16 protein-coding genes are annotated in these 22,626 nt (G+C 74.5%); 2 read left to right on the top strand and 14 right to left on the bottom strand.

Annotated elements, in window-relative coordinates; all coding sequences use genetic code 11:
• Positions 1–253: 253 nt before the first annotated feature.
• Positions 254–1,210: a hypothetical protein gene (locus J5Y04_RS28290; protein WP_209415249.1), complete on the top strand. Its 957-nt coding sequence runs from the start codon at positions 254–256 to the stop codon at positions 1,208–1,210.
• 309 nt (positions 1,211–1,519) lie between these two features.
• On the opposite strand, the gene J5Y04_RS28285 is transcribed toward J5Y04_RS28290, so the two are convergent.
• The gene (locus J5Y04_RS28285) at positions 1,520–2,329 is read right to left on the bottom strand and encodes an RNA methyltransferase (protein ID WP_209415233.1); all 810 of its coding nucleotides are present in this window, start codon (positions 2,327–2,329) and stop codon (positions 1,520–1,522) included.
• Positions 2,330–2,428: 99 nt separating this feature from the next.
• Between J5Y04_RS28285 and J5Y04_RS28280 the strand changes: the two genes are divergently transcribed.
• A complete protein-coding gene (locus tag J5Y04_RS28280; RefSeq protein WP_209415232.1) occupies positions 2,429–5,197 on the top strand; it encodes a SpoIIE family protein phosphatase in 2,769 nt (922 codons plus the stop codon).
• A 361-nt stretch (positions 5,198–5,558) separates the two neighbouring features.
• Here J5Y04_RS28280 and cobA read toward each other — a convergent pair whose 3' ends face one another.
• The 13 genes from cobA to argB all read right to left on the bottom strand — a co-directional run bounded on the left by cobA (position 5,559) and on the right by argB (position 22,622).
• On the bottom strand, positions 5,559–6,815 hold the full coding sequence (gene cobA / locus J5Y04_RS28275; RefSeq protein ID WP_209415231.1) for a uroporphyrinogen-III C-methyltransferase: 1,257 nt from the start codon (positions 6,813–6,815) through the stop codon (positions 5,559–5,561).
• Between the two features lie 106 nt (positions 6,816–6,921).
• Positions 6,922–10,875, bottom strand: a complete 3,954-nt coding sequence (cobT, locus tag J5Y04_RS28270; RefSeq protein WP_209415230.1) for a nicotinate-nucleotide--dimethylbenzimidazole phosphoribosyltransferase — start codon at positions 10,873–10,875, stop codon at positions 6,922–6,924.
• Between the two features lie 629 nt (positions 10,876–11,504).
• Complete coding sequence (cbiE, locus tag J5Y04_RS28265) at positions 11,505–12,767, bottom strand: precorrin-6y C5,15-methyltransferase (decarboxylating) subunit CbiE (protein WP_209415229.1); 1,263 nt, start codon at positions 12,765–12,767, stop codon at positions 11,505–11,507.
• Positions 12,768–12,990: 223 nt separating this feature from the next.
• Positions 12,991–13,626 (bottom strand): GNAT family N-acetyltransferase, encoded by a 636-nt coding sequence (locus J5Y04_RS28260; RefSeq protein WP_209415228.1) that lies wholly within the window; start codon positions 13,624–13,626, stop codon positions 12,991–12,993.
• Positions 13,627–13,816: 190 nt separating this feature from the next.
• Positions 13,817–14,644 carry a MetQ/NlpA family ABC transporter substrate-binding protein gene (locus J5Y04_RS28255; protein WP_209415227.1) on the bottom strand — a complete coding sequence of 276 codons (828 nt, stop codon included), beginning with the start codon at positions 14,642–14,644 and terminating at the stop codon, positions 13,817–13,819.
• Positions 14,645–14,701: 57 nt separating this feature from the next.
• Positions 14,702–15,448, bottom strand: a complete 747-nt coding sequence (locus J5Y04_RS28250) for a methionine ABC transporter permease (protein ID WP_209415226.1) — start codon at positions 15,446–15,448, stop codon at positions 14,702–14,704.
• On the bottom strand, positions 15,445–16,485 hold the full coding sequence (locus J5Y04_RS28245; protein WP_209415225.1) for a methionine ABC transporter ATP-binding protein: 1,041 nt from the start codon (positions 16,483–16,485) through the stop codon (positions 15,445–15,447). Before J5Y04_RS28245 ends, J5Y04_RS28250 begins: the two co-directional genes overlap by 4 nt.
• 544 nt (positions 16,486–17,029) lie before the next feature.
• The gene (locus J5Y04_RS28240; protein ID WP_209415224.1) at positions 17,030–17,533 is read right to left on the bottom strand and encodes a GNAT family N-acetyltransferase; all 504 of its coding nucleotides are present in this window, start codon (positions 17,531–17,533) and stop codon (positions 17,030–17,032) included.
• A 381-nt stretch (positions 17,534–17,914) separates the two neighbouring features.
• Complete coding sequence (locus tag J5Y04_RS28235) at positions 17,915–18,172, bottom strand: RNA polymerase sigma factor (protein ID WP_209415223.1); 258 nt, start codon at positions 18,170–18,172, stop codon at positions 17,915–17,917.
• A gap of 107 nt (positions 18,173–18,279) precedes the next feature.
• On the bottom strand, positions 18,280–19,704 hold the full coding sequence (gene argH / locus J5Y04_RS28230) for an argininosuccinate lyase (protein WP_209415222.1): 1,425 nt from the start codon (positions 19,702–19,704) through the stop codon (positions 18,280–18,282).
• A gap of 268 nt (positions 19,705–19,972) precedes the next feature.
• Entirely contained in the window at positions 19,973–20,521 is a 549-nt protein-coding gene (locus J5Y04_RS28225; protein WP_148647626.1) for an arginine repressor, read from the bottom strand.
• Positions 20,522–20,538: 17 nt separating this feature from the next.
• Complete coding sequence (locus J5Y04_RS28220) at positions 20,539–21,750, bottom strand: acetylornithine transaminase (RefSeq protein ID WP_209415221.1); 1,212 nt, start codon at positions 21,748–21,750, stop codon at positions 20,539–20,541.
• The gene (gene argB, locus J5Y04_RS28215; RefSeq protein WP_209415248.1) at positions 21,747–22,622 is read right to left on the bottom strand and encodes an acetylglutamate kinase; all 876 of its coding nucleotides are present in this window, start codon (positions 22,620–22,622) and stop codon (positions 21,747–21,749) included. The genes J5Y04_RS28220 and argB overlap by 4 nt, the downstream gene beginning before the upstream one ends.
• Positions 22,623–22,626: the final 4 nt, after the last annotated feature.

Below are 22,626 nucleotides of genomic sequence, written 5' to 3'. Positions count from 1 at the left end.
GCCCGGGCGTGCCCCCGACCCGGCGGGCGCTGCGCGCGCCCGCGCCGCGGCGGGCAGCCGGCCGGGCGGGCCTCAGGGCGGCGGGCAGGGCGTCCATGCCGGCGGGCACCCGGGCGTGCAGCCCGGTGGGCATGCGGGCGGGCCTCAGGGCAGGTACCCCGGCGTTCACCCCGGTGCCCGGGCCGGCGTCCACCCGGGCTCGCGGCCCGGTGCCGCGCAGCGGCGGCCGCAGGGCCAGCCGGCCACCACGCCGATGCCCCGGCCCGAGGCCGCCCAGGCCACCCGGCCGCTGCGCCAGCGCCAGCAGACCCCGCCGCCCGGACGGACCGGCGGGCCCGGCGGCCTCGCCGGACCGCGCGAGCGGGAGCCGCAGCGGGAGCGGGAGCCGCAGCGGACGGACCGGCCACGGCGCACCCGCGACCGGCAGCACACCCCCGTCCCGGGCGGCCGCCCCGGCACATCACGGCAGCGGCTGCTGAGGCAGCGGCTGGTCGTCTTCGTCACCGTCACGCTCGGAGTGGCCCTGGCGATCGCGGCGGCGCAGGGGTGCGAGAACCACAGCAACCAGGGTCACGGCCCGGCCGGCGGCGGGACCGTGAGCACCGCGCCCGTCCAGGCCGCCCAGCCGGCCGGGGCCGGGCAGTCGGTGGACGGTGTGTCGCCCACGGCGGTGCCCCAGACCGCGACCACCCCGCTGACCACGGCGGCCCGCGGCGACGGGGCACTGGCGCCCGCCCAGGGCGCCGGGCCCACGGTCGACTGGCCGAACCGCAGCTACCCCGACCCGGCGGGTGGCCCCGCCATCGCGCTGCGGGACGGGCGGTCGGCGGGCGCCGGGCCGCAGGTCGCGCTGAGCGCGGTCCTCCCGGCCCGCTACAAGGGTGCACCGGCCTCCCTGGTGGTGCTGCGGCGAGCAGAGGGATCGGTGCCGGTCGACCTGGTCCAGCTCTTCTCCTTCAACGGGGACGCGCCCGTGCCCCTCGCCTCCCGTTCCTCGGCCGCCGACCCGCAGGCGACCGCCACCTGGCGGCTCGACAACGGCGCACTGGTCCGTGAGGAGCGCAGCGCCCAGACGGGCGCCGCCGCCTCCACCCGCTACACGCTGCGGGCGGACGGGACCATGGAGGAGTCGTGGCCCGGCGCCCCCACTCTCACCGTCACCCCGCCACCGGCCGCCGCCCCCGCCCCGCCCACCGCCCCCGCGGGCTGACGCCCCGGGGCGCTCCCTGCGCCGCGTGTGCAGAACCCTCCGGGGCCCCGGGCAGGTACGGGAAGTCGGACCGGCCGACTTCCCACGCCCCGGGCTGCGCCTCCTGACCGGGCGCTCCCGGGAGCGGGTCAAGGCGGACCCGGGCAGCCGCAGACGCTCCGAACACAGCCGCACACAGGAAGTCGGACCAGCCGACTTCCCACTCCCCCACCACGGACAGCGCGGCGACCGCCAACCGGCCGGACGGCAGCGGGCGTCACTCCGGCGGGTCGCGTGGGAGCCGGGCCGGCCGGCCCTCCGTCTCAGGTGTCAGGAGGTCGCGGTGACGGCGTAGAAGGCCACGGCTGCGGCGGCGCCGACGTTGAGGGAGTCGATGCCGTGGGCCATCGGGATCCGGACGGGGTGGTCGGCGGCCGCGATGGCCTGGCGGGTGAGGCCGTCGCCTTCGGCGCCGAGCATGAGGGCCGCCTTGGGAAGCTGGTGCGGGGCCAGCGTGGCGAGGTCGACGGCGGAGTCGGCCGGAGTGAGGGCGAGCAGGCTGAAGCCGGCGGCGCGGACGGTGTCGAGGGCCGCCGGCCAGGGGTCCAGCCGGGCGTAGGGGACGGCGAACACGGCGCCCATGGAGACCTTGACGGCGCGGCGGTAGAGCGGGTCGGCGCAGTCGGGCGAGAGCAGGACGGCGTCCATGCCCAGCGCGGCGGCACTGCGGAAGATCGCGCCCAGGTTGGTGTGGTCGACCAGCCCTTCCAGCACCGCCACGCGGCGGGCACCGGCCAGCACCGCGGCGGCCTCCGGCAGGGGCTTCCGCTCCATGGAGGCGAGTGCGCCGCGGTGGACGTGGTAGCCGGTGACGGCCTCGGCGAGGGCGGGTTCGACGACGTGGACGGGGGCGTCGGCCTCGGCGATCACGTCCGCCATCACGTCCAGCCACTTGGCCGTGAGCAGCATCGACCTCATCCGGTATCCGGCGGCGAGGGCGCGGCGGATGACCTTCTCGCCCTCGGCGATGAACAGGCCCTCGGCGGGCTCGCGTCGGCGGCGGAGTTCGACGTCGGTCAGGCCGGTGTAGTCGGCGAGGCGCGGGTCTGCGGGATCGGTGATGGTGCTGGGTTCGGACACCCTGCGATCTTGCCAAGGCGGGGTGGAGAAGGCCAAACGGCCCAAAGGGTGGAGGTCGCTACCCTTGGCCCGTCGGCGCGCAGAGTGCAAATATGACGTATGGCCCGTTTTCCGGGCCGATCCTGGGCTCCGTCGGCCACTGGTGCTTCTGGCTCCTCTGTCGCCTCCCGTGCCACTGGCACCGCCGGCTCCGCCGGTGGGCGCCCACACGGTCGGCAACAGCAGCCACAAGCGGCGCAGCCGAAGCCGGTGAAGCACCGGTCGGTGGCCGGGCAGTTCTTCGCGCTCCAGGTACTGGTCGTGCTCCTGCTGGTGGCCTCCGCCGTGGTCGCCCTGGTGGTGCAGTCCCGCAACGACGCCCGGCACGAGGCGACCAACCGGTCCGTGGCGGTGGCGCAGACCTTCGCCAACTCGCCCGGCATCGTCGAGGCGCTGCGCTCCCCCGACCCGACCGCGATCCTCCAGCCCCACGCGCAGGCGGCGCGGATCAACGCGGGCGTGGACTTCATCGTCGTGCTCGATACCAACGGCATCCGCTACACCCACCCGAACCCGGCGCGGATCGGGCAGAAGTTCGTCGGCAACTACGAGCCCGCCTTGCAGGGCCAGGTGGTCACCGAGGAGATCAACGGCACGATCGGGCCGCTCGTCCAGGCGATCGTGCCGGTGCACGCGCCGGACGGCCAGGTGGTCGGGATGGTGTCGGCCGGGATCACGATCGCCAATGTGAGCAGCGCCAGCGAGCGGCAGCTGCCGGTCGTGCTCGGCGCGGCGGCGGTCGCGCTCGGGCTGGCCACCTGTGGGACGGCGCTGATCAGCAGGCGCCTGCGGCGGCAGACCCACGGGCTGGGGCCGGTCGAGATGACGCGGATGTACGAGCACCATGCGGCGGTGCTGCACGCCGTGCGCGAAGGTGTCCTGATCGTCGGCGGCGACGGGCGGCTGCTGCTCTGCAACGACGAGGCCCGCCGGCTGCTGGACCTGCCGGCCGACGCCGAGGGGCGGATGGTGACCGACCTCGGCCTGGAGACCGCGCCCCAGGACCTGCTGACCGCCAACCGGCCGGTCAGCGACGAGATGGTCCTGGCCGGGGAGCGGCTGCTGGCGGTGAACGTCCGGCTGACCGACCAGGCCGGCGGCCCGCCCGGCTGCGTCGCCACGCTGCGCGACTCCACCGAGCTGCTGGCGCTCTCCGGGCGGGCCGAGGTGGCGCAGCGGCGGCTGCGACTGCTGTACGACGCGGGCGTCACGGTGGGCAGTTCGCTGGACGTCACGCGGACGGCCGAGGAGCTGGCGCAGGTGGCGGTGCCGCGGTTCGCGGACTTCGTCAGCGTCGATCTGGCCGAGCAGGTCCTGGAGGGCGAGGAGCCGCCGCCGGGGCTCGAACTGGGGCGGATGCGCCGGGCGGCGTTCAGCGGCGTCCGGACCGACGCGCCGTTCTACCCCGTCGGCACGGTGGTGGACGTGGTGCCGACCTCGCCGCTGGCGGGGGCGCTGAGCAGCGGGCTGGCCGAGGTGGAGCCGAGGCTGGCTGAGGCGGAGGCCTGGCGGGAGCAGGATCCGGAGCGGTCGGCGCAGGTGCTGGCGTACGGGGTGCACTCACTCGTACGGGTGCCGCTGCGGGCGCGCGGGGTGCTGCTGGGGGTGGCGCGGTTCTGGCGGGCCGACCGGGCCGAGCCGTTCGACGAGGAGGACCTGGCGCTGGCCGAGGAGCTGGTCTCGCACGCCGCGGTCTGCATCGACAACGCGCGCCGGTACACCCGGGAGCACGCGATGGCGGTCACCTTGCAGCACAGTCTGCTGCCGCGCAGCCTGCCGGAGCAGAACGCGCTGGAGGTGGCGCACCGGTACCTGCCGGCGCAGGCGGGCGTCGGCGGGGACTGGTTCGACGTGATCCCGCTGCCGGGCACGCGGGTGGCACTGGTGGTCGGGGACGTGGTGGGGCACGGGTTGCACGCGGCGGCCACGATGGGACGGCTGCGGACCGCGATCCACAACTTCTCGACGCTGGACCTCCCGCCGGACGAGTTGCTGGGGCACCTGGACGAGCTGGTGAACCGGATCGACCAGGAGGAGTCGGCGACCGGCGGCTCCGCGGCCGTGACCGGTGCCACCTGCCTGTACGCGATCTACGACCCGGTGTCCCGGCGCTGCACGCTGGCCAGTGCGGGGCATCCGCCGCCGGCGATGATCGACCCGGCCGGGCGGGTGGTCTTCCCGGAGCTGTCGACCGGGCCGCCGCTGGGGCTGGCGGTGCTGCCGTTCGAGACGGTCGAGGTGGAGGTGGCCGAGGGCAGCCGGCTGGTGCTGTACACGGACGGGCTGGTGGAGGACCGCGAGCGGGACATCGACGAGGGGCTGGAGCTGCTGCGGGCGGCGCTGGCCGGGCCGACGCGGACGCCGGAGCAGACCTGTGCGGACGTGCTGGGCGCCATGCTGCCGGCGCATCCGCAGGACGACATCGCGCTGCTGGTGGCGAAGACGCGGGTGCTCGCGGAGGACCACGTGGCGGAGTGGGAGGTGCGGTCCGACCCGGCGGCGGTGGGCGAGGTGCGGGCGGCGGTGGCGGAGCGGCTGGCGCTGTGGGGGCTGGACGAGGCGGCGTTCGTCACCGAGCTGATCCTGAGCGAGCTGGTGACCAATGCGATCCGGTACGGAACGGGACCGATCCGGGTGCGGCTGCTCCGCGACCGGTCGCTGATCTGCGAGGTGTCCGACGGCAGCAGCACGTCGCCGCACCTGAAGTACGCGGCCACCACGGACGAGGGCGGGCGCGGGCTGTTCCTGGTCGCCCAGTTCGCGGACCGCTGGGGGACGCGGTACACGGCCACCGGGAAGGTGATCTGGACGGAGCAGCCGTTGGAGTGAGCGGCGGTGGGGGCGGGGCCGGGAAGCCGGGGGAGCCGGAGGCGGGAGGCCGGGGATGCGGCGAGGGGTTTGGAGTGGGAAGTCGGCTGGGCCGACTTCCCACTCCGTGCTGTTTGCAAAGTGCACTTTGCAAACAGCACGGAGTGGGGGCCCGAGGACGGGGGCCGGGGGCCGGGGCCGGGGATTCGGGGCCCGGGGCCGGGGATGCGGGGCCCGGGGACTCAGGGCCCGGTCTGCGGTTCTTGCAGGTGGTGGGGCGCCCGGGTGCGCGGGGTGATTGCCCCCGCCCCCTCTTTGCAAAGTCACACTTTGCAAAGAGGGGGCGGGCTTGGGCGGGCTGCGGCGGGCCGGGCCGGGCCGGTCAGGAGTGGGCGGCGGGGGCGGCGGGGGCGAGGACGTTGACGACGTCGCCGATGACGATCACGGCCGGGGGTTTGATCTGCTCCGCCTGGACGGTGGCCGCGACGGTGGCCAGGGTGGCGTCCACGCGGCGCTGGCCGGCGGTGGTGCCCTCCTGGACGACGGCCACCGGGGTGTCCGCCGGACGTCCGCACTCGACCAGCTTGGCCGCGATCGCGCCGATCTTGTCCACGGCCATCAGCAGCACCAGGGTGCCGGTCATCCGACCGACGGCCTCCCAGTTGGTCAGCGAGCGCTCGTCGTCCGGGCCGACGTGGCCGGAGATCACCGTGAACTCGTGCGTCATCCCGCGGTGGGTGACCGGCACGCCGACCGACGCCGGGACGCTGATCGAGCTGGAGATCCCCGGGACCACCGTGACCGGCAGTCCGGCCTCCGCACAGGCCAGCAGCTCCTCGCCGCCACGGCCGAACACGTACGGGTCGCCGCCCTTGAGCCGGACCACGAACTTGCCGGCCTTGGCGTGGTCGATGAGCGTCCGGTTGATCGCCTCCTGGGCCATGAAACGCCCGTACGGGATCTTCGACGCGTCGATCACCTCGACGTGCTCCGGCAGCTCGGCGAGCAACTCGCGCGGCGCCAGCCGGTCGGCGACCACCACGTCCGCGTCGGCCAGCAGCCGCCGGCCGCGGACGGTGATCAGGTCCGGGTCGCCCGGACCGCCGCCGACCAGGGCGACCCCGGCCCCGTGCGCGCGGTACTGGCGGGCGGCCAGCGAGCCGTCCCGCAGACCGTCCACGATGGAGTCGCGCAGGGCCGCGGAGTGCCGCGGGTCACCGGTGAGGACGGCAACGGTGGCACCCGCGTCGCGACCGCTGGCCGGCGTCCAGGCGGTGGCCGCGGCCGCGTCGTCGCTGCGGGCGCAGAACACCCGCTCGCGCTCGGCCTCGGCACTGACCTCCGTGTTGACCGCCGGGTCGTCGGTGGCAACCAGGGCGTACCAGGTGCCGGCGAGGTCACCGTCCTGGTAGCGGCGCTCGTGCCAGGTCAGTTCGCCGGCGTCGGCCATGGCCTGCACCGCCGGCGTGGTGGTCGGCGATATCAGGTGCAGGTCCGCACCGGTGGCGATCAGGGCGGGCAGCCTGCGCTGGGCGACGTGGCCGCCGCCGACCACGACGACACGGCGGCCGGCGAGCAGCAGGCCGACCGGGTACGGGGTGCGGCCCTCGGTGCCGGGGTGCGGGTTGGGCGCGGTCATGGGCGGGACTCCTGGATCAGGGGTGAGGGTGGTGGGGGTACGGCACGGCACCGCTCCGCGTTCCGGCGCGCCCTCGGGCCGGACCACGGAGCGGTGCGAACGGGCGTCAGGCCTTCTCGGTGACCCCGGCGGAGTCGAACGTGGCTACATCGTGCATCGCCCGGGCCGCACTCTGCACCAGCGGCAGGGCCAGCAGGGCGCCGGTGCCCTCGCCGAGCCGCAGGTCGAGGTCGATCAGCGGACGCAGGCCGAGCTTGGCCAGCGCAGCCTGGTGACCGGGCTCAGCGGAGCGGTGGCCCGCGATGCAGGCGGCCAGCACCTCGGGGGCGATCGCCTTGGCGGCCAGGGCGGCCGAACCGGCGATGACGCCGTCCAGGATGACCGGCGTGCGCAGCGACGCGGCACCGAGCAGGAAGCCGGCGATGGCGGCGTGCTCCAGGCCGCCGATGGCGGCGAGGACGCCGATCGGATCGGCCGGGTCCGGCTGGTGCAGGGTGAGCGCCGCGCGGACCACCTCGATCTTGCGGGCGTGGGTCGCGTCGTCGATGCCGGTGCCCCGACCGGTGACCTCGGCCGGGTCCAGACCGGTGAAGACCGAGATCAGGGCGGCGGAGGCGGTGGTGTTGGCGATGCCCATGTCGCCGGTGATCAGCGCCTTGTTGCCGGCGGCGACCAGGTCACGGGCGGTCTCGATGCCGATTTCGAGGGCCTTGAGGGCCTCCTCGCGGGTCATCGCCGGGCCCTGCGTCATGTCGCCGGTGCCGGGGCGGACCTTGCGCGGCAGCAGGCCGGTGGTGCGGCCCTGCTGGATCGCGTCGGGCAGCTCGGCGGCGACGCCGACGTCCACCACGCAGACCTCGGTGCCGATCTGCTTGGCGAAGGAGTTGATCACCGCTCCCCCGGCCAGGAAGTTGCCGACCATCTGGGCGGTCACCTCCTGCGGCCAGGGGCTGACGCCCTGGGCGTGGACGCCGTGGTCGGCCGCGAAGATCGCCACGCAGGCGGGCTCCGGGATCGGCGGCGGGCACTTGCGGGAGAGGCCGGACAACTGGGCGGAGATGATCTCCAGCATGCCGAGCGAACCGGCGGGCTTGGTCATCCGCTTCTGGCGGTCCCAGGCCTCGCCGAGCGCCTTGGCGTCCAGCGGGCGGATGCCGCGCAGGGTCTCGGAGAGCACGCTGTGCGGCTCCTCGCCGGGCAGCGCACGGTTGCCGTACTGCTCCTCGTGGACGACCCAGGACAGCGGGCGCTTCTTGGCCCAGCCCTGCTGCTGGAGCTCGGGCTCGTCCGGGAAGGCGTCGACGTAGCCGACGCAGAGGTACGCGACGACCTCCAGGTGCTCGGGCAGGCCGAGCTCGCGGACCATCTCGTCCTCGTCGAAGAAGCTCACCCAGCCGACGCCGAGGCCCTCGGCGCGGGCGGCCAGCCAGAGGTTCTCGACGGCGAGGGCGGCCGAGTACGGCGCCATCTGCGGCTGGGTGTGCCGGCCCAGGGTGTGCCGGCCGCCACGGGTGCGGTCCGCGGTGACGACGATGTTGACGGGCGTCTCGAGGATCGCCTCGATCTTGATTTCCTTGAACTGCTTGGCGCGGCCCTTGGGGAGCGAGTCCGCGTACGCCACGCGCTGGCGCTCGGCCAGTTCGTGCATCTTGCGGCGGGTCTTGGCCGAGCGGATGACCACGAAGTCCCACGGCTGGGAGTAGCCGACGCTGGGCGCGGTGTGGGCGGCCTCCAGGACGCGGATCAGCACCTCGTGCGGGATCGCGTCCGGACGGAAGCCGTTGCGGATGTCGCGGCGCTCGCGGATGACCTGGTGGACCGCGTCGCGGCCGGCGTCGTCGTAGCCGGGGGCGGCCGGGCCGCGCGGCTCGGCGGGCTCCTCGGGGGCGTGCTCCTCGGGGGCCGACTCCTCGGAGGCGGCCTCGGCGGAGGCGGGCTCCTCGGAGGCGGCCTCGGCGGAGGCGGGCTCCTCGGAGGTGGGCTCGGCGGCAGGCTGCTCGGCGGGACCGTCCGTGGCGACACCCTCGGCGGGGGCGTCCACGAGGGCCTCGGGGGCGGGGTCGGCAGCGGCCTCGGTCCCGGCGGGAGCGGCCTGGCCCTCGGGCTGCGCGTCGGCCTCGGCGGCGACGGAAGCCGCGGGCTCGACGGTCGACTCGGCGGCCTCGGTGGCGGCCGGATCGGCGGGTGCCGTCACCTCGGCGGCGGCGGCCTCGGCCGGCGCGGCCTCCTGCGGCTGCTCGGCCTCCGGTGCGGCGACGGCCTGGCCGGAGGGCATCTCGCCGGTGCCGACGGCCGTCTCCGCGACGGCCTCGGGCTGAGCCTGGGCCTCGGGCTGGGCACTCGCCTCGGCGGGCGCGCCGGCCTCGGCAGTGGCGTCCGTGCCGGCCTCGGCGGGCGCCTCGGACTGCTCGGCGGGCGCTATGGGCACGGACTGCTGCGCCTCGGCCTCCGCGCCCGCCGGTGCCTGCTCGACCGCCTCGACCTGCGGCAGACCGTGCGGGGCGGGTGCGGCAAGGAAGGCGGAGATCCGGCGCGGCTGGCCGGCCTGGACGCCCTGAGCCTGGGCGCCCTGAACCTGGGTGCCCTGAACCTGGGTGCCCTGAGCCGGGGCGGCGGCCTCGGACGGCTGCTCCTCGGCGGCGACCGGGACAGCCGGGTCGGCGGGGGCTCCAGCCTCCACGGGCGCCCCGGCGGCGGGCACCTCGGCAGCGCTCGGCTCGGTGGTGGTCGGCTCGGCGCTGCCCGGCTCGGCGGCGTTCGGCTCCACGACGGAGTCGGCCGGAGCCTCGACGGGGGCTTCCGCGGTGGGCTCCGCCACGGGCGCGACGAGAGCCTCGGGGGCCTCCGTCTGCGCGGCCACGGCCTGCGGCTCGGCCGGCTGCTCGGCAACGGCCTCGGACCCGGACTGCGCGACCGCCTCGACGGCGGCAGGCTCGGCGACGGCCACCTCGGCGACGGCAGGCTCGGCGTTGACGGTCTCGGCGTTGGCCGTCTCCGTGACGACCGGCTCGACCGCCACCGCGGCCTCGGCAACCTCGACGACCTGCGCGGCCCCGACGACCTGGGGAGCCTCGACGACCTGCGGGGCCTCCGGGGCCGGCTGCGGCACCGGCTGGGCCTGGACGGGCACGGCTGCCTGCGGCTCCTGCTGCCCGACGACGACCGGGATGCCGTGCGCGGGCGTGCCGCCCTGCGACGGGCCGCGGTCGGCGAGCGAGCGCACCGGGACCTGCCCGGTCATCAGCGACGGGTCCGGGACCGGCGGGCCGGCGTGCAGCGGGCGACGCGGCTGCTGAGCCGCCGTCAGCGCGTCCTGGCCCTGTGCCTGGAGCGGGGTCTGGACGGGCTGGCCGGGGCCCTGCGCCGGCTGGCCCTGGACCATCGGCTGTCCCGGGACCTGCTGTGCGGCCGGGTCGGTGCCGAGCACCGGCGGCTCCAGCGGCGGCCAGGACGGCTCGACGGGGGTGCCGGGCCCGCCCTGCTGGTCGGCGGCCGGGTCGGCGTGGAGGGCCGCGAGCGGCTCGCCCCAGGAGCCCTGCGGGCCGGGCATGAGCAGCACGTCGTCCTCGTCGTCGAGGAGGTCCGGCTGGTCGGGTTGGTCGAGGAAGTGGAAGGCGGGGCGCGGGGCGCCCGGGTCGACGGCCCAGCCCTCGGCCGGCACGCCGCCGACGGGGGCGCCCGGGACGGGCGCACCGGGCACACCGCCGACGGGGGCGCCCGGGACGGGCGCACCGAGCACACCGGCGACCGGGACGCCGTAGCCGGGCGCGCCGAGCGGCTGGCCCTGGCCGGGCAGGCCCTGCGGCGGCACCGCGCCGGGCATGCCGTTCCCCGGCACCGCGGGGTTCGCCATACCGGGGTTCGCCATACCGGGGTTCGCCATACCGGGGTTCGGCATCCCGGCGTTCGGCATCGCGGGGTTCGGGATCATGCCGCCGTCCACCGCGACACCCTGCACGGGTGCGACGCCCTGCAGGGGCGCGACAGCCGCGACGCCCTCCGGCCCGGCGAGCAGGTGCTCCGGCAGTCCCTCGTTCGGGACGTGGCCGCCATCGGTCATGTCAAAGCTCCTTCCAGGCCGCTGCCGCGCCCTTGGCGACGCGATCACCGACCGCAGCGCCCATCCGCACGGGCCGGGCCAGCAGCGGCCCGCCCCTCAACCACACACGGCCGCCGCGCCGAGGCGCTGCGGCCGAAGTCCTTCCGGCGCGCTGCGGCACCCCGGCCCGCGCACCACCCACAGGGGGCGGTGCGCCATCTGAAACAACGACAAGCCGGGGCAACCGGCACGACCGCACCGGACCCTACGGCATTCTCCAGGTCCGGCAGGCGGCCCGTCGAATTGCCCACACTCCGAGCCGTACCGGGTTGCATCGCGTCAAAAAGGCGACAAACCGACCGGATCGGGTGGGCCGTCGGACGCCGCAGCCGTCCCGGACGCCACACTACCGGCCCGGCGCCGCCGCCTCTCGAATCGGTGTCCGGATGCGACCGGGATCACCGACTCGATCACCGACTCGATCATTGACTCGATCACCGCGCGGATCTCCGCACGGAGCGGACGGCCCGGGCGGCGTCACCCCGTCAGGACCGGGGCCCGCAGGCGCGTCCGAGGGCGGTCCGCACCGGGGCGCGCGCCGGAACCCTCACCGGATGCGCCACCGGATGCGCCACCGGGGCACCTCGTCTTCACACGATCTGCTCACCCCAGAGCAGGAGCACGCCCGGCTCCCCCGCCCCGAGCCGCAGCGCGCCCGTCCCGTCCGTCTCCAGCGGGGAGGACTGCAGCAGCACGCCGTCCGGCCGGTAGCCGGCCTCGGCGATGGCGCGGCGGGTCTCCTCCGCCTCGGCGAAGCCGTGGGCGACGGCGACGAACCGCTCGGGCCGACGTGCCAGGACGGCGCGCACCACCGCCGGCCCGCCGGCCTCGACGACGGCGGCGTCCGGCTCCGGCAGGCCGCCGAGCACCTCGGGGCCGGCGCCGTGGACGGTCTCCACCTCGACGCCGTAGCGGCGGGCGGTGACGGTGAGCCGGGCGCAGGCCGCGCGGTCGGCCTCGATCGCGACGACGGCGGCACCGAAGCGGGCGGCCTCGACGGCGAGGGCGCCGTCGCCCGCGCCGACCGACCAGACGAGGTCGCCGGGGCGGGCACCCAAACGGGCCAGCACCAGGGCGCGAACGTGCGCGGGGAGCGTCTCGGATGCGCCGGGCGCGTCCTCCGTGCGCCCCGCGCCCGCGTAGGAGTCTGCGGGGAGCGCCCAGCCGCGGTCCGGGCCGGGGAAGCCGACCGGGCGTCCGGCCAGCCAGCCGGCCGCCTGGCCGACGCTGCCGGCCTGGGGGCCGCTGCCGTTGCCGCCGATGACCAGCACCACGCTGGGGTCGCGCCAGACGTGGTCGGCGACCCGGTCGGATGTGAGGACGGTGACGTCCTCCTCGGGGGTGCCGAGGGCCTCGCAGACCACGAAGGTCCGGTGCACCCCGCGCAGCATCAGGGCGAGTTCGCTGGGGCCGGCGCCGGGCGCGGTGAGGACGGCGACCTTGGGGTTGGCCCGGCAGATGTTGGCGGCGCGGCGCAGCCGTCCGCCGTGTGCGCTGACCACCTGGGCGTCCTCCCAGGGCATGCCGGCCCGGGCGAAGGCGGCGGCGACCGAGGAGACGGCGGGCAGGACTTCGAGTTCGAGGCCGTACTCGGGGCGGCGCAGGGTGCGGACGACGCCGAAGAAACCCGGGTCGCCCTCGGCGACCACGACGGCGGCGCCGCGGTGTTCGGCGATCCGCCGGGCGGCGAGCTGGACGTTCCCGAGGGCGAGCCGTTCGGCGCCCGGCGGCACGGGGAGGGCGCTGAGCTGGTAGGGGGCGCCGGCCACCAGGGTGGCCGCGGCGAGGGCCGCGCCGGCGGCCTCGGTCAGCGGGGTGCCGTCCCACCCGATGACCGTGATCCGGTCAGCCATCTGCGGCCTGTTCTCCCTCGCCTCGTGCGCCGACGTGCGGCGCCCGTGTGCGGCGCCGGTCAGAGGCTACCGGGTGTGATCCCCTCGGCGCCTACATCTCGCACACATGTCCGCCGCGGAGAGTCCTGACCGCGGCCCTGACCGCGGGCCTGACCGCGGGCCGCCCGGCGCGGCCGGGACCCGCGAGCCGGGACGCGCGGCCGCGCCCGGAACCGCCGGGCGCTCAGTCGCGCAGGACGTACCGGTGGTCGCCGGGCCAGCCGCTCCCCTGGTCGGCCGGGTTCTCCATGTCCTCCGGCAGCAGGCTCCACAGGATGAGGTCGCTGCGGCTCTCCTCGGTCACCTCGCCGGACTCGCCGCGCACTATCCAGGCGCTGCGCAGCACGCCCTCGCTGATGGAGCCGATCTTCTGGGCGACCTGCTGGGCGGCGGTGTTGCCGGCGGCGGTGCGCAGTTCCAGCCGCAGGAAGCCGCGGTCCTCGAACAGCCACTGGGCGACGCCGAGGACGGCCTCGGGCGCGTAGCCCTCGCCGCGTGCCCAGGTGGCGGTGACGTAGGAGATCTCGGTGGACCGCAGCCGCCAGTCGGTGTTGCGCAGCTCGACCAGTCCGACGAGGCGCTGGGTGAGGTGTTCGGTGACGGCGAAGACGATGCCGCGGCCGGCCGCGCGGTGGGCGGGGGCGAGGGTGCGGGCGAGTTCGGCGGCGTAGGACTCGGTGAAGGGGTGCGGGAGGTCGGTCCAGGCCAGGACGAGGTCGTCGGCCATCATCTCGGCGAGGCCGGGGGCGTCGTCCTCCGCAAGGGGGCGCAGCATCAGCCGTTCGGTGCTGATGGCGGTCTCGGGGAAGCTCGCTGCCATGCCGTCTCTCCTCGCCGGGTCGTGGACACACCGTACGCCTCCCGGTGCCCCCGGTGTCACGCGGTGCGCGGACCGGACGACGGTACGTCAGAAGCCGGTCTGTCAGGGAGTCACTGGTGCATACTGCCCGACCGGGCCCCCGCCGAGGTGCGGCGGGGGCCCGGTCGTGGAGGTGCGGTGATCCGGGGGATCAGAACGCGGGGATGACGGAACCCTTGAAGTTCTCCTCGATGTACTTCTTGACCTCGGGCGAGTGGAGCAGCTCGGCGAGCTTCTTGACCCGCGGGTCGTTCTCCTTGCCCTGCTTCACGGCGAGGATGTTGGCGTACGGGTTGCCCTCGGCCTTCTCCAGGACCAGCGAGTCGCCGTTGGGCTTGAGGCCGGCGTCGAGGGCGTAGTTGCCGTTGATGACGGCGGCGTCGAGGTCGTCGATGGAGCGGGGCAGCTGGGCGGCCTCCAGCTCCTTCCACTTGAGGTTCTTCGGGTTGCCGGTGACGTCGGCGGGGGTGGCGGCGGTGCCGACGCCGGCCTTGAGGGTGATCAGGTTGTTGTCGGCGAGCAGCTTGAGCGCGCGGCCCTCGTTGGTGGCGTCGTTGGGCAGGCCGACGGTGGCGCCGTCCTTGAGTTCGCCGATGGCCTTGGCCTTCTTCGAGTACACGCCCAGCGGCTCCAGGTGGACCGGCTCGACGGAGACGATCTGGGTGCCGTGCTTCTTGTTGAAGTCCTCCAGGTACGGGACGTGCTGGAAGTAGTTGGCGTCGGCCGAGCCGTCCTGCACCGCGGTGTTGGGGGTCACGTAGTCGGTGACCTCCTTGATGTTGAGCTTGAGGCCGGCCTTGTCCGCCAGGTTGTCCTTGACGTACTTGAGGATCTGGCCGTGCGGGGTGGGGCTGGCGACGACGGTCAGCGGGGCGTTCGGGTCGGAGGACCCGGAGGAGCCCGAGCTGCCGCAGGCGGCGAGGGAGAGGGCGATGCCGGCGGTGGCGAGGACGCTGGTGAACTTCAGGGCGTTGCGCACGAAAAGTGCCTTTCTGCGTGGTACGGGGAGCCGCGTCCGGAGTCGGGCGCGGGAGGTCTAGGGGGCGACGACGTCCTCGTCGGGGGTGGCCGGGGCGGCCGGCGCGGCGCCGCGCGGGCCGAGGAGGCGGGTCCGGCCGCCGGCGCGTCCGCGGTTGGCGAGGCTGCGGACGGCCTGGTCGCCGATCAGCTGGACGGCGGTGACGATGATCACCAGCTCCGCGACGATGATCCACATGAAGGCGGTCTCGAAGCGGAAGTAGCCGTAGTTGATGGCGAGGGTGCCGAGGCCGCCGCCGCCGACGACGCCGGCCATCGCGGAGTAGCTGATCAGCGTGATGACCGTGGTGGTGACGGAGGCGACGAGGGCGGGCAGTGCCTCGGGCAGCAGCGTCTTTCTCACGATGGTCCAGGTGGAGCCGCCCATGGCCTGGACGGCCTCGACCAGGCCGCGGTCGACCTCGCGGACGGAGGTCTCGACCAGGCGGGCGAAGAAGGGGATCGCGCCGATGGTGAGCGGCACGGTCGCGGCCTGCCAGCCGATGGAGGTGCCGACCAGCCAGCGGGTGAAGGAGATCAGGGCGATCATCAGGATGATGAACGGCACCGAGCGGACGACGTTCACGACGGCGCCGAGCACCTTGTTGACGGGCCGGTTCTGCAGCAGTCCGCCCTTGTCGGTGAGGACGAGGAGGACGCCGAGCGGCAGGCCGAGCAGTACGGTGCCGACGGTGGCGACGCCGACCATCTGGAGGGTCTCCCAGGTGGCGGGCCACATCAGTTCCTGCATCTGGTCCCAGGTCATGCCACCGCTCCGCTCGCCCTGCCGACGCCGTCCGCGTCGATCACGTCCACCTGGAGGCCCTGCTCGCGCAGGAAGCCGATCGGCACCACGTTGTCCGTCCGGCTGCCGGGCAGTTCGACCCGCATCCGGCCGACCATCCGGCCGGCGATGGTCTCGACGGCGGCACCGAGGATGTTGATGTCGATCTGGTAGGTGCGGGCGAGCTGGGAGACGAAGGGCCGGGCGGAGGTGTCGCCCTGGAAGGTGATCTCCAGCACGGTGCTGCCGGGGCTGCCGGTGCCGAACTCGCTGAGCGGGAAGAGCTCGCGGGCGAGCTCGGAGCCGGGCGTGGCGAGCAGGTCGGTGAGTTCGCCGGACTCGACCACCCTGCCGCCGCGCATCAGGGCGGCGGAGTCGCAGACGGACTTGATGACGTCCATCTCGTGGGTGATCAGCAGGACGGTGAGGCCGAGCTGCTGGTTGAGGTCGCGCAGCAGCTTGAGGATGGAGCGGGTGGTCTCGGGGTCGAGCGCCGAGGTGGCCTCGTCGGAGAGCAGCACCTTGGGGTCGCCGGCGAGGGCGCGGGCGATGCCGACGCGCTGCTTCTGGCCGCCGGAGAGCTGGCCGGGGTAGCTGCGGGCCTTGTCGGCGAGGCCGACCAGGTCGAGGAGTTCGGCGGCCTTGCGGCGGCGCTCGGTGCGGTCCAGGCCGATGATCTCCAGCGGGAGCTCGACGTTCTGCTGGACGGTGCGCGAGGCCAGCAGGTTGAAGTGCTGGAAGACCATGCCGATCCGGCGGCGGGCCTCGCGCAGCTCCCGGCCGGCCCGGTTCTCGCCGCCGGCGAGCGCGGTGAGCTCGACGCCGTCCACGGTGACCGTGCCGGAGCTGGGGCGCTCCAGCATGTTGACGCAGCGGATGAGGGTGGACTTGCCGGCACCGCTGGTGCCGACGACTCCGTAGACCTCGCCGGGGCGGACGTGCAGGTCGACGCCGGCGAGGGCGGTCACCTCGCGGCCGCGGGAGCGGTAGACCTTCGTGAGGTCCGTGGTGGTGATCACAGCTGCTTCCGTGGGTCGGGGGCGGACGGCGCACGGCCGCGGGACCGGGTTGCGGTCGGCGACGTGGACGGCGTTTCGCCAGGGGGATCCGGACCTGCCACCCCTTGATCGCCCCCGGTGCGCGGTCGGGCCGCGCGACGGCGTGGCCCTTACGAGTCATCAGGGAACGCCACCCGCCCGTGGACGGGCAGGCGGAGGGAGGGGGTGCTCTGCGGCAGGCGGGGCGCGCTCACTCAGGACGGGAGCGGCCGGTCTCGCTTCGGGGCGCGAGGAGGGGGAACGGTGGCCCTCAGCAGTGACACATTCGACGACACATGGCGCGCTCACCTGCCGGCAGGGTGCCGGTGGGGGTCCATTGCGTCGTCGCGGTCATGTGAGCCAGTAAATCAGATGGGCCGATTTGGTCCCAATTATTTGGCTCCTCCGTCCGTAATGCGGACAGGAACCGCTGTGACCAGCAACGATACGGCCCGGCACCGCCTCCGGGATGTCCGGATGATGGCGGCGCCGGGCCGGTGGGGCCGGGTACGGGCCCCGGGAGGGCTCAGGCGGTGGCGGCGAGCTCGACGGCGGCGGGCTTCTCCAGGTGGACCAGGCTGAGCCGGCCGTTGACCTGCTCGACGGTGGTCTGGCGGTAGCCCTGGCGGGCGTAGAGGCGCAGGTTGCCGAGGCTGCGGTGGCCGGTGAACAGGCGGTAGGCGGTCACCGGGCGACCCTCCTCGGCGAGGCGGCGCTCCAGCGCCTCCAGCAGCCGGCCGCCGAGGCCGTGGCGCTGCATCCGGGGATGGACGACCAGACGCCCTATCCGGGCGATGCCGTCGGGGCCGGTCCGGCCGCGGACGGTGCCGACGACCTCGTCGCCGAGGCGGGCGACCAGGAAGTGCTGTTCGGTCAGTTCGCCGCGCAGGCTCTCCAGGGTCTGCGTCAGCGGCTCCAGGGTCCAGTCGCCGTACAGCTCGGCCTCGCTCTGGTAGCCGAGGTACTGGAGCTTGAGGATCTGCTCCGCGTCCTCGGCGTCGGCCGCCGAGATGATCACGCTCATGCCCATGTGCTGGGGCCTCCCCAATGTCGTGCCCGGCGCGCAAACGTGAGGGTGCCGCACCGGATGCCCTGCCGGAGGTATCCCGGCCGGGGATCTGCCCTGACCGGGGGTGGCGCACGAACGTACCAGCCGTGGAGCCCCGGTCGGGCCCGCGACGCCGATGGCGCGTTCACGCTCAGTATCCGAGCGATCGCGCGACCGTCAAGAGCTACGTTCGCCAGCGCTCTACCCGCGCGTCAGCTGCTCTCAACCTTCCGGCTGCCGGACGTGGCGAGGGTCACGTCCGGCGGGAACGGGGCGGGGACGCCGGCGGAGGGCCGCTCGGGACGCCCGGGCGGCGCGTCCGGGGCGGCGGCCGAAGGGGCGGCGGGGCCGGGCCGCGGGCGGTCAGCCGTAGCGCTCGCCGTGCAGGAGGGCGCGCAGGCAGGCGAGGCAGCGGGAGCGGGTCGGGCCGATCGAGCCGCGCGGCATGCCGAGGCGTTCGGAGAGCTCGCGGTAGCTGGGCGGCGGGTCCTCGGCGAGGGCCGCGACCAGCTGGGGGCAGCGGCCGGGCAGGGCGGCCACCGCCTCGCGGACGAGGCGCCGCCGCAGGACGGCGAACACCTCGTCCTCGGCGGAGGGGACGGGCGGAAGGTCGGCGCACACACCGTTCATGACCGGGCGGGGGCGGCCCCGGTTACGGGCGTCCGGTCGTGTGCACGCGAAAGGGGCGCGGCGGCCGGACCGCCACGCCCCTGCCCCGGACCGCGGGGTCAGCCCCGGACCCACGCCTCCTGGAGCGCCAGGTCGGCCTTCACCTCGCCGAGCTGGACGGCGACCGCCGAGGGGGCGGTGCCGCCCCGCCCGTTGCGCGAGGCGATCGCGCCGTGGACGCTGAGCACCGAGCGGACCTCGGGCGTCAGGTGGCCGGAGATCGCGGCGAACTGCTCGTCGGTCAGGTCGGCCAGCTCGATGCCCTGCTGCTCGCAGGTCTTGACGCAGGCCCCGGCCACCTCGTGCGCGACCCGGAACGGCACGCCCTGCTTGACCAGCCACTCGGCGATGTCGGTGGCGAGCGAGAAGCCGGCCGGGGCCAGCTCCTCCAGCCGCTCCCGGTGCACGGTGAGGGTGGCCATCATGCCGGTGAAGGCGGGCAGCAGCACCTCCAGCGTGTCGCAGGAGTCGAAGACCGGCTCCTTGTCCTCCTGGAGGTCCCGGTTGTAGGCGAGCGGCAGCGCCTTGAGCGTGGCCAGCAGGCCGGTGAGGTTGCCGATCAGGCGGCCGGACTTGCCGCGGGCCAGCTCGGCGATGTCCGGGTTCTTCTTCTGCGGCATGATCGAGGAGCCGGTGGAGAAGGCGTCGTGCAGCGTGATGAAGCCGAACTCCTTGGTGTTCCAGATGATCACCTCCTCCGCGATGCGGGAGAGGTTGATCCCGATCATCGCGGTGACGAAGGCGAACTCGGCGACGAAGTCGCGCGAGGCCGTCCCGTCGATGGAGTTGCCGACCGAGCCGCGCTCGAAGCCGAGGTCGGCGGCGACCGCCTGCGGGTCGAGGCCGAGCGAGGAGCCGGCGAGCGCACCGGAGCCGTACGGGGAGACGGCGGTGCGGGCGTCCCACTGGCGCAGCCGCTCGGCGTCCCGGCCGAGGGCCTGCACGTGCGCGAGGACGTGGTGGGCGAAGAGGACGGGCTGGGCGTGCTGGAGGTGGGTGCGGCCCGGCATGGCGGTGTCCGGGTGCTCCTCGGCCAGGCCGACCAGGGCGTGCTGGAGGTCGAGGACGAGCCCGCCGATGATCTTCGCGTGGTCCCGCAGGTACATCCGGAAGAGCGTGGCGATCTGGTCGTTGCGCGAGCGGCCGGCCCGCAGCTTGCCACCGAGTTCGGCGCCGAGCCGCTCCAGCAGGCCGCGCTCCAGCGCGGTGTGGACGTCCTCGTCGGCGACGGTGCCGGTGAAGGTGCCGGCCTCGACGTCGGCGAGCAGCTGGTCGAGGCCGGCCAGCATGCCGTCGAGTTCGGCGTCGCCGAGCAGGCCGGCCTTGTGCAGCACGCGGGCGTGGGCCTTGGAGCCGGCGATGTCGTACGGCGCGAGGCGCCAGTCGAAGTGGACCGAGGCGGAGAGCTTGGCCAGCGCCTCGGACGGGCCGTCGGCGAAGCGCGCGCCCCAGAGGCGGACGTCGGAGGACTTCTCGGCGGACATCGCGTGGCTCCTTGTGCGGGGTACGGGAAGGGGGTTGGAGGGGGTGGGCCGGTCAGCCGAGGCCCCGGCGGGCGGCGGGCTCCGATGGCGTCCCGAAGGTCTCGGTGAAGCCCTCGGACGTCGACCGGTCGAAGGTGTCGCCCGTGTCGCACATGGGTACGGGGGCGTACAAGTTTGCGGCGATGGGCATAATTATGCACTACGCCGTATGAAACGCAAACCCCGGCCGGTGAAGGTCCACCGACCGGGGTCCGTACGGGTGCGGGTGCTACTGGGCCTTGGCCTGGGCGAGTTGCATCAGGTGGTCGGCGAGGGCCTGGCCGCCGGCCGGGTCCCGGCTGATCAGCAGGACGGTGTCGTCGCCGGCGATGGTGCCGATGATCTCGAAGACCTCGGCCTGGTCGATCGCGGAGGCCAGGAACTGGGCCGCGCCCGGCGGGGTGCGCAGCACGACGAGGTTGCCGGAGGCGGTGGCGGACACCATGAGCTCGCCGGCCAGCCGGGCCATCCGGCCCTCGCTGGCCGACTCCCCCATCGGTGCGCGCGGCGTGCGGTCGCCGCCCTCGGCCGGGACGGCGTAGATGAGTGCACCGTCCCGGTTGCGGATCTTCACCGCGCCCAGCTCGTCCAGGTCCCGGGAGAGGGTGGCCTGGGTGACCACCAGTCCGTCGTCGGCGAGCAGCTTGGCGAGCTGGCTCTGCGAGCGCACGGGCTGGCGGGTGAGCAGGTCCACGATCCGCCGGTGGCGCGCGGTCCGGGTCTGCGGGACCTGCGGCGACGGGCCGGCGGCGGGTTGGCCGGAGTTGGGTACGGTCATGTGATTATTCTCCCGGACTACGCTCGGCTCGCATCGGCCGGGGCGTTCTCCCGCACCGTCCGGAGGATCTCCGGCAGGGCGGCCAGGAAGGTGTCCGCCTCCTGCTCGGTGAGCACCAGCGGCGGCGCCAGCCGGACGGCGTCCGGTACGGCGGCGTTCACCAGGAAGCCGGCCTCCTGGGCGGCCGCCTGGACCTGGCCGGACACCGGCTCGGTGAGCACGATGCCGAGCAGCAGGCCGGCGCCGCGCACGTGCGAGACCAGCGGGTCGCCGATCGCCTCGATGCCGTTCCTCAGCCGCTCGCCGAGCTTGCGGACGTGCTCCAGCAGGCCCTCGGACTCGATGGTGTCGAGCACCGCGAGCGCCGCCGCCGCGACCACCGGGTTGCCGCCGAAGGTGGTGCCGTGCTGGCCCGGGGTGAGCAGCTCGGCGGCCTCCCCGAAGGCGAGGACGGCGCCGATCGGCAGGCCGCCGCCGAGCGCCTTGGCGAGGGTGACGACGTCCGGCTCAACGCCCTCGAAGGCCTGGTGGGCGTACCAGTGGCCGGTACGGCCGATGCCGGTCTGGATCTCGTCCAGGATCAGCAGGGTGCCGGTGGCGCGGGTGATCTCGCGGGCGGCGGCCAGGTAGCCGTCGGGCAGCGGGATCGCGCCGTTCTCGCCCTGGACCGGCTCCAGGAAGACGGCGGCGGTCTCGGTGGTGACGACCGCCCGCAGCGCCTCGACGTCGCCGAACGGGACGTGCGTGACCTCGCCGGGCAGCGGGAGGAACGGCGCCTGCTTGGCGGGCTGGCCGGTGAGCGCGAGGGCGCCCATGGTCCGGCCGTGGAAGCCGCCCTCCAGGGCCACGACACGGGTGCGGCCGGTCCGCCGGCTGATCTTGAACGCGGCCTCGTTGGCCTCGGCGCCGGAGTTGCAGAAGAAGACCCGGCCGCCCTCCCGGCCGTCCAGGGCCAGCAGCCGTTCGGCGAGGGCGATGGTGGGCTCGGCCATGAAGAGGTTGGAGACGTGGCCGAGCGTGCCGATCTGCCGGGTGACCGCCTCGACGACCGCCGGGTGGGCGGTGCCGAGCGCGTTGACGGCGATGCCGCCGAGCAGGTCGGTGTACTCCTTGCCGTCGGCGTCCCACAGCTTCGCGCCCTCGCCGCGGACCAGCGGGATCCGGGGGGTGCCGTAGTTCTCGGTGAAGGAGTGCCGGTACCGCTCGGTGAGTTGCTCGTTGGAAGTCATGCCAGTCCCCCGGTCACGGTCGCTTCGTCGTCCGGCACGACCATCGTGCCGATGCCCTCGTCGGTGAAGATCTCCAGCAGCAGGCTGTGCTGCACCCGGCCGTCCAGGACGCGGGCGGTGCCCACGCCCGAGCGGACGGCGCGCAGGCAGCCCTCCATCTTGGGGAGCATGCCGCTGGCGAGGCCGGGCAGCAGCTCCTCCAGCTCGCTCGCGTTGAGCTGGCTGATCACGTCGTCGGAGTTCGGCCAGTCCTTGTAGAGGCCCTCGACGTCGGTGAGGACGACGAGCATCTCGGCGCCGAGCGCGACCGCGAGGGCGGAGGCGGCGGTGTCGGCGTTGATGTTGTAGACGTGGCCGTCGGCGCCGCGGGCGATCGAGGAGATCACCGGGATCCGGCCGTCGGCGATGAGCGCCTTCACGGCGCCCGCCTCGATGTTGACGATGTCGCCGACCAGGCCGATGTCGACCTGCTCGCCCTCCACGACCGCGTACCGCTTGACCGCGGTCATGGTGTGGGCGTCCTCGCCGGTCATGCCGACCGCGAACGGGCCGTGGCCGTTCAGCAGGCCGACCAGCTCGCGCTGGACCTGGCCGGCCAGCACCATCCGGACCACGTCCATGGTCTCGGGGGTGGTGACCCGCAGGCCGTTGGTGAAGGACGACTCCAGGCCGAGCCGGTCCAGCTGGGCGCTGATCTGCGGGCCGCCGCCGTGCACCACGACCGGGTGCAGGCCGGCGTAGCGCAGGAAGACCACGTCCTGGGCGAAGGCCGCCTTGAGGCTCTCGTCCACCATGGCGTTGCCGCCGAACTTGATCACGACGGTCTTGCCGTGGAAGCGCTCCAGCCACGGCAGCGCCTCGATCAGCGTCATGGCC

The organism is Kitasatospora sp. RG8 (assembly GCF_017813315.1).
Lineage (GTDB): Bacteria > Actinomycetota > Actinomycetes > Streptomycetales > Streptomycetaceae > Kitasatospora.
The sequence above is the reverse complement of the archived record's forward strand: the minus strand, read 5'-3'. Positions and strand labels throughout refer to the sequence as shown.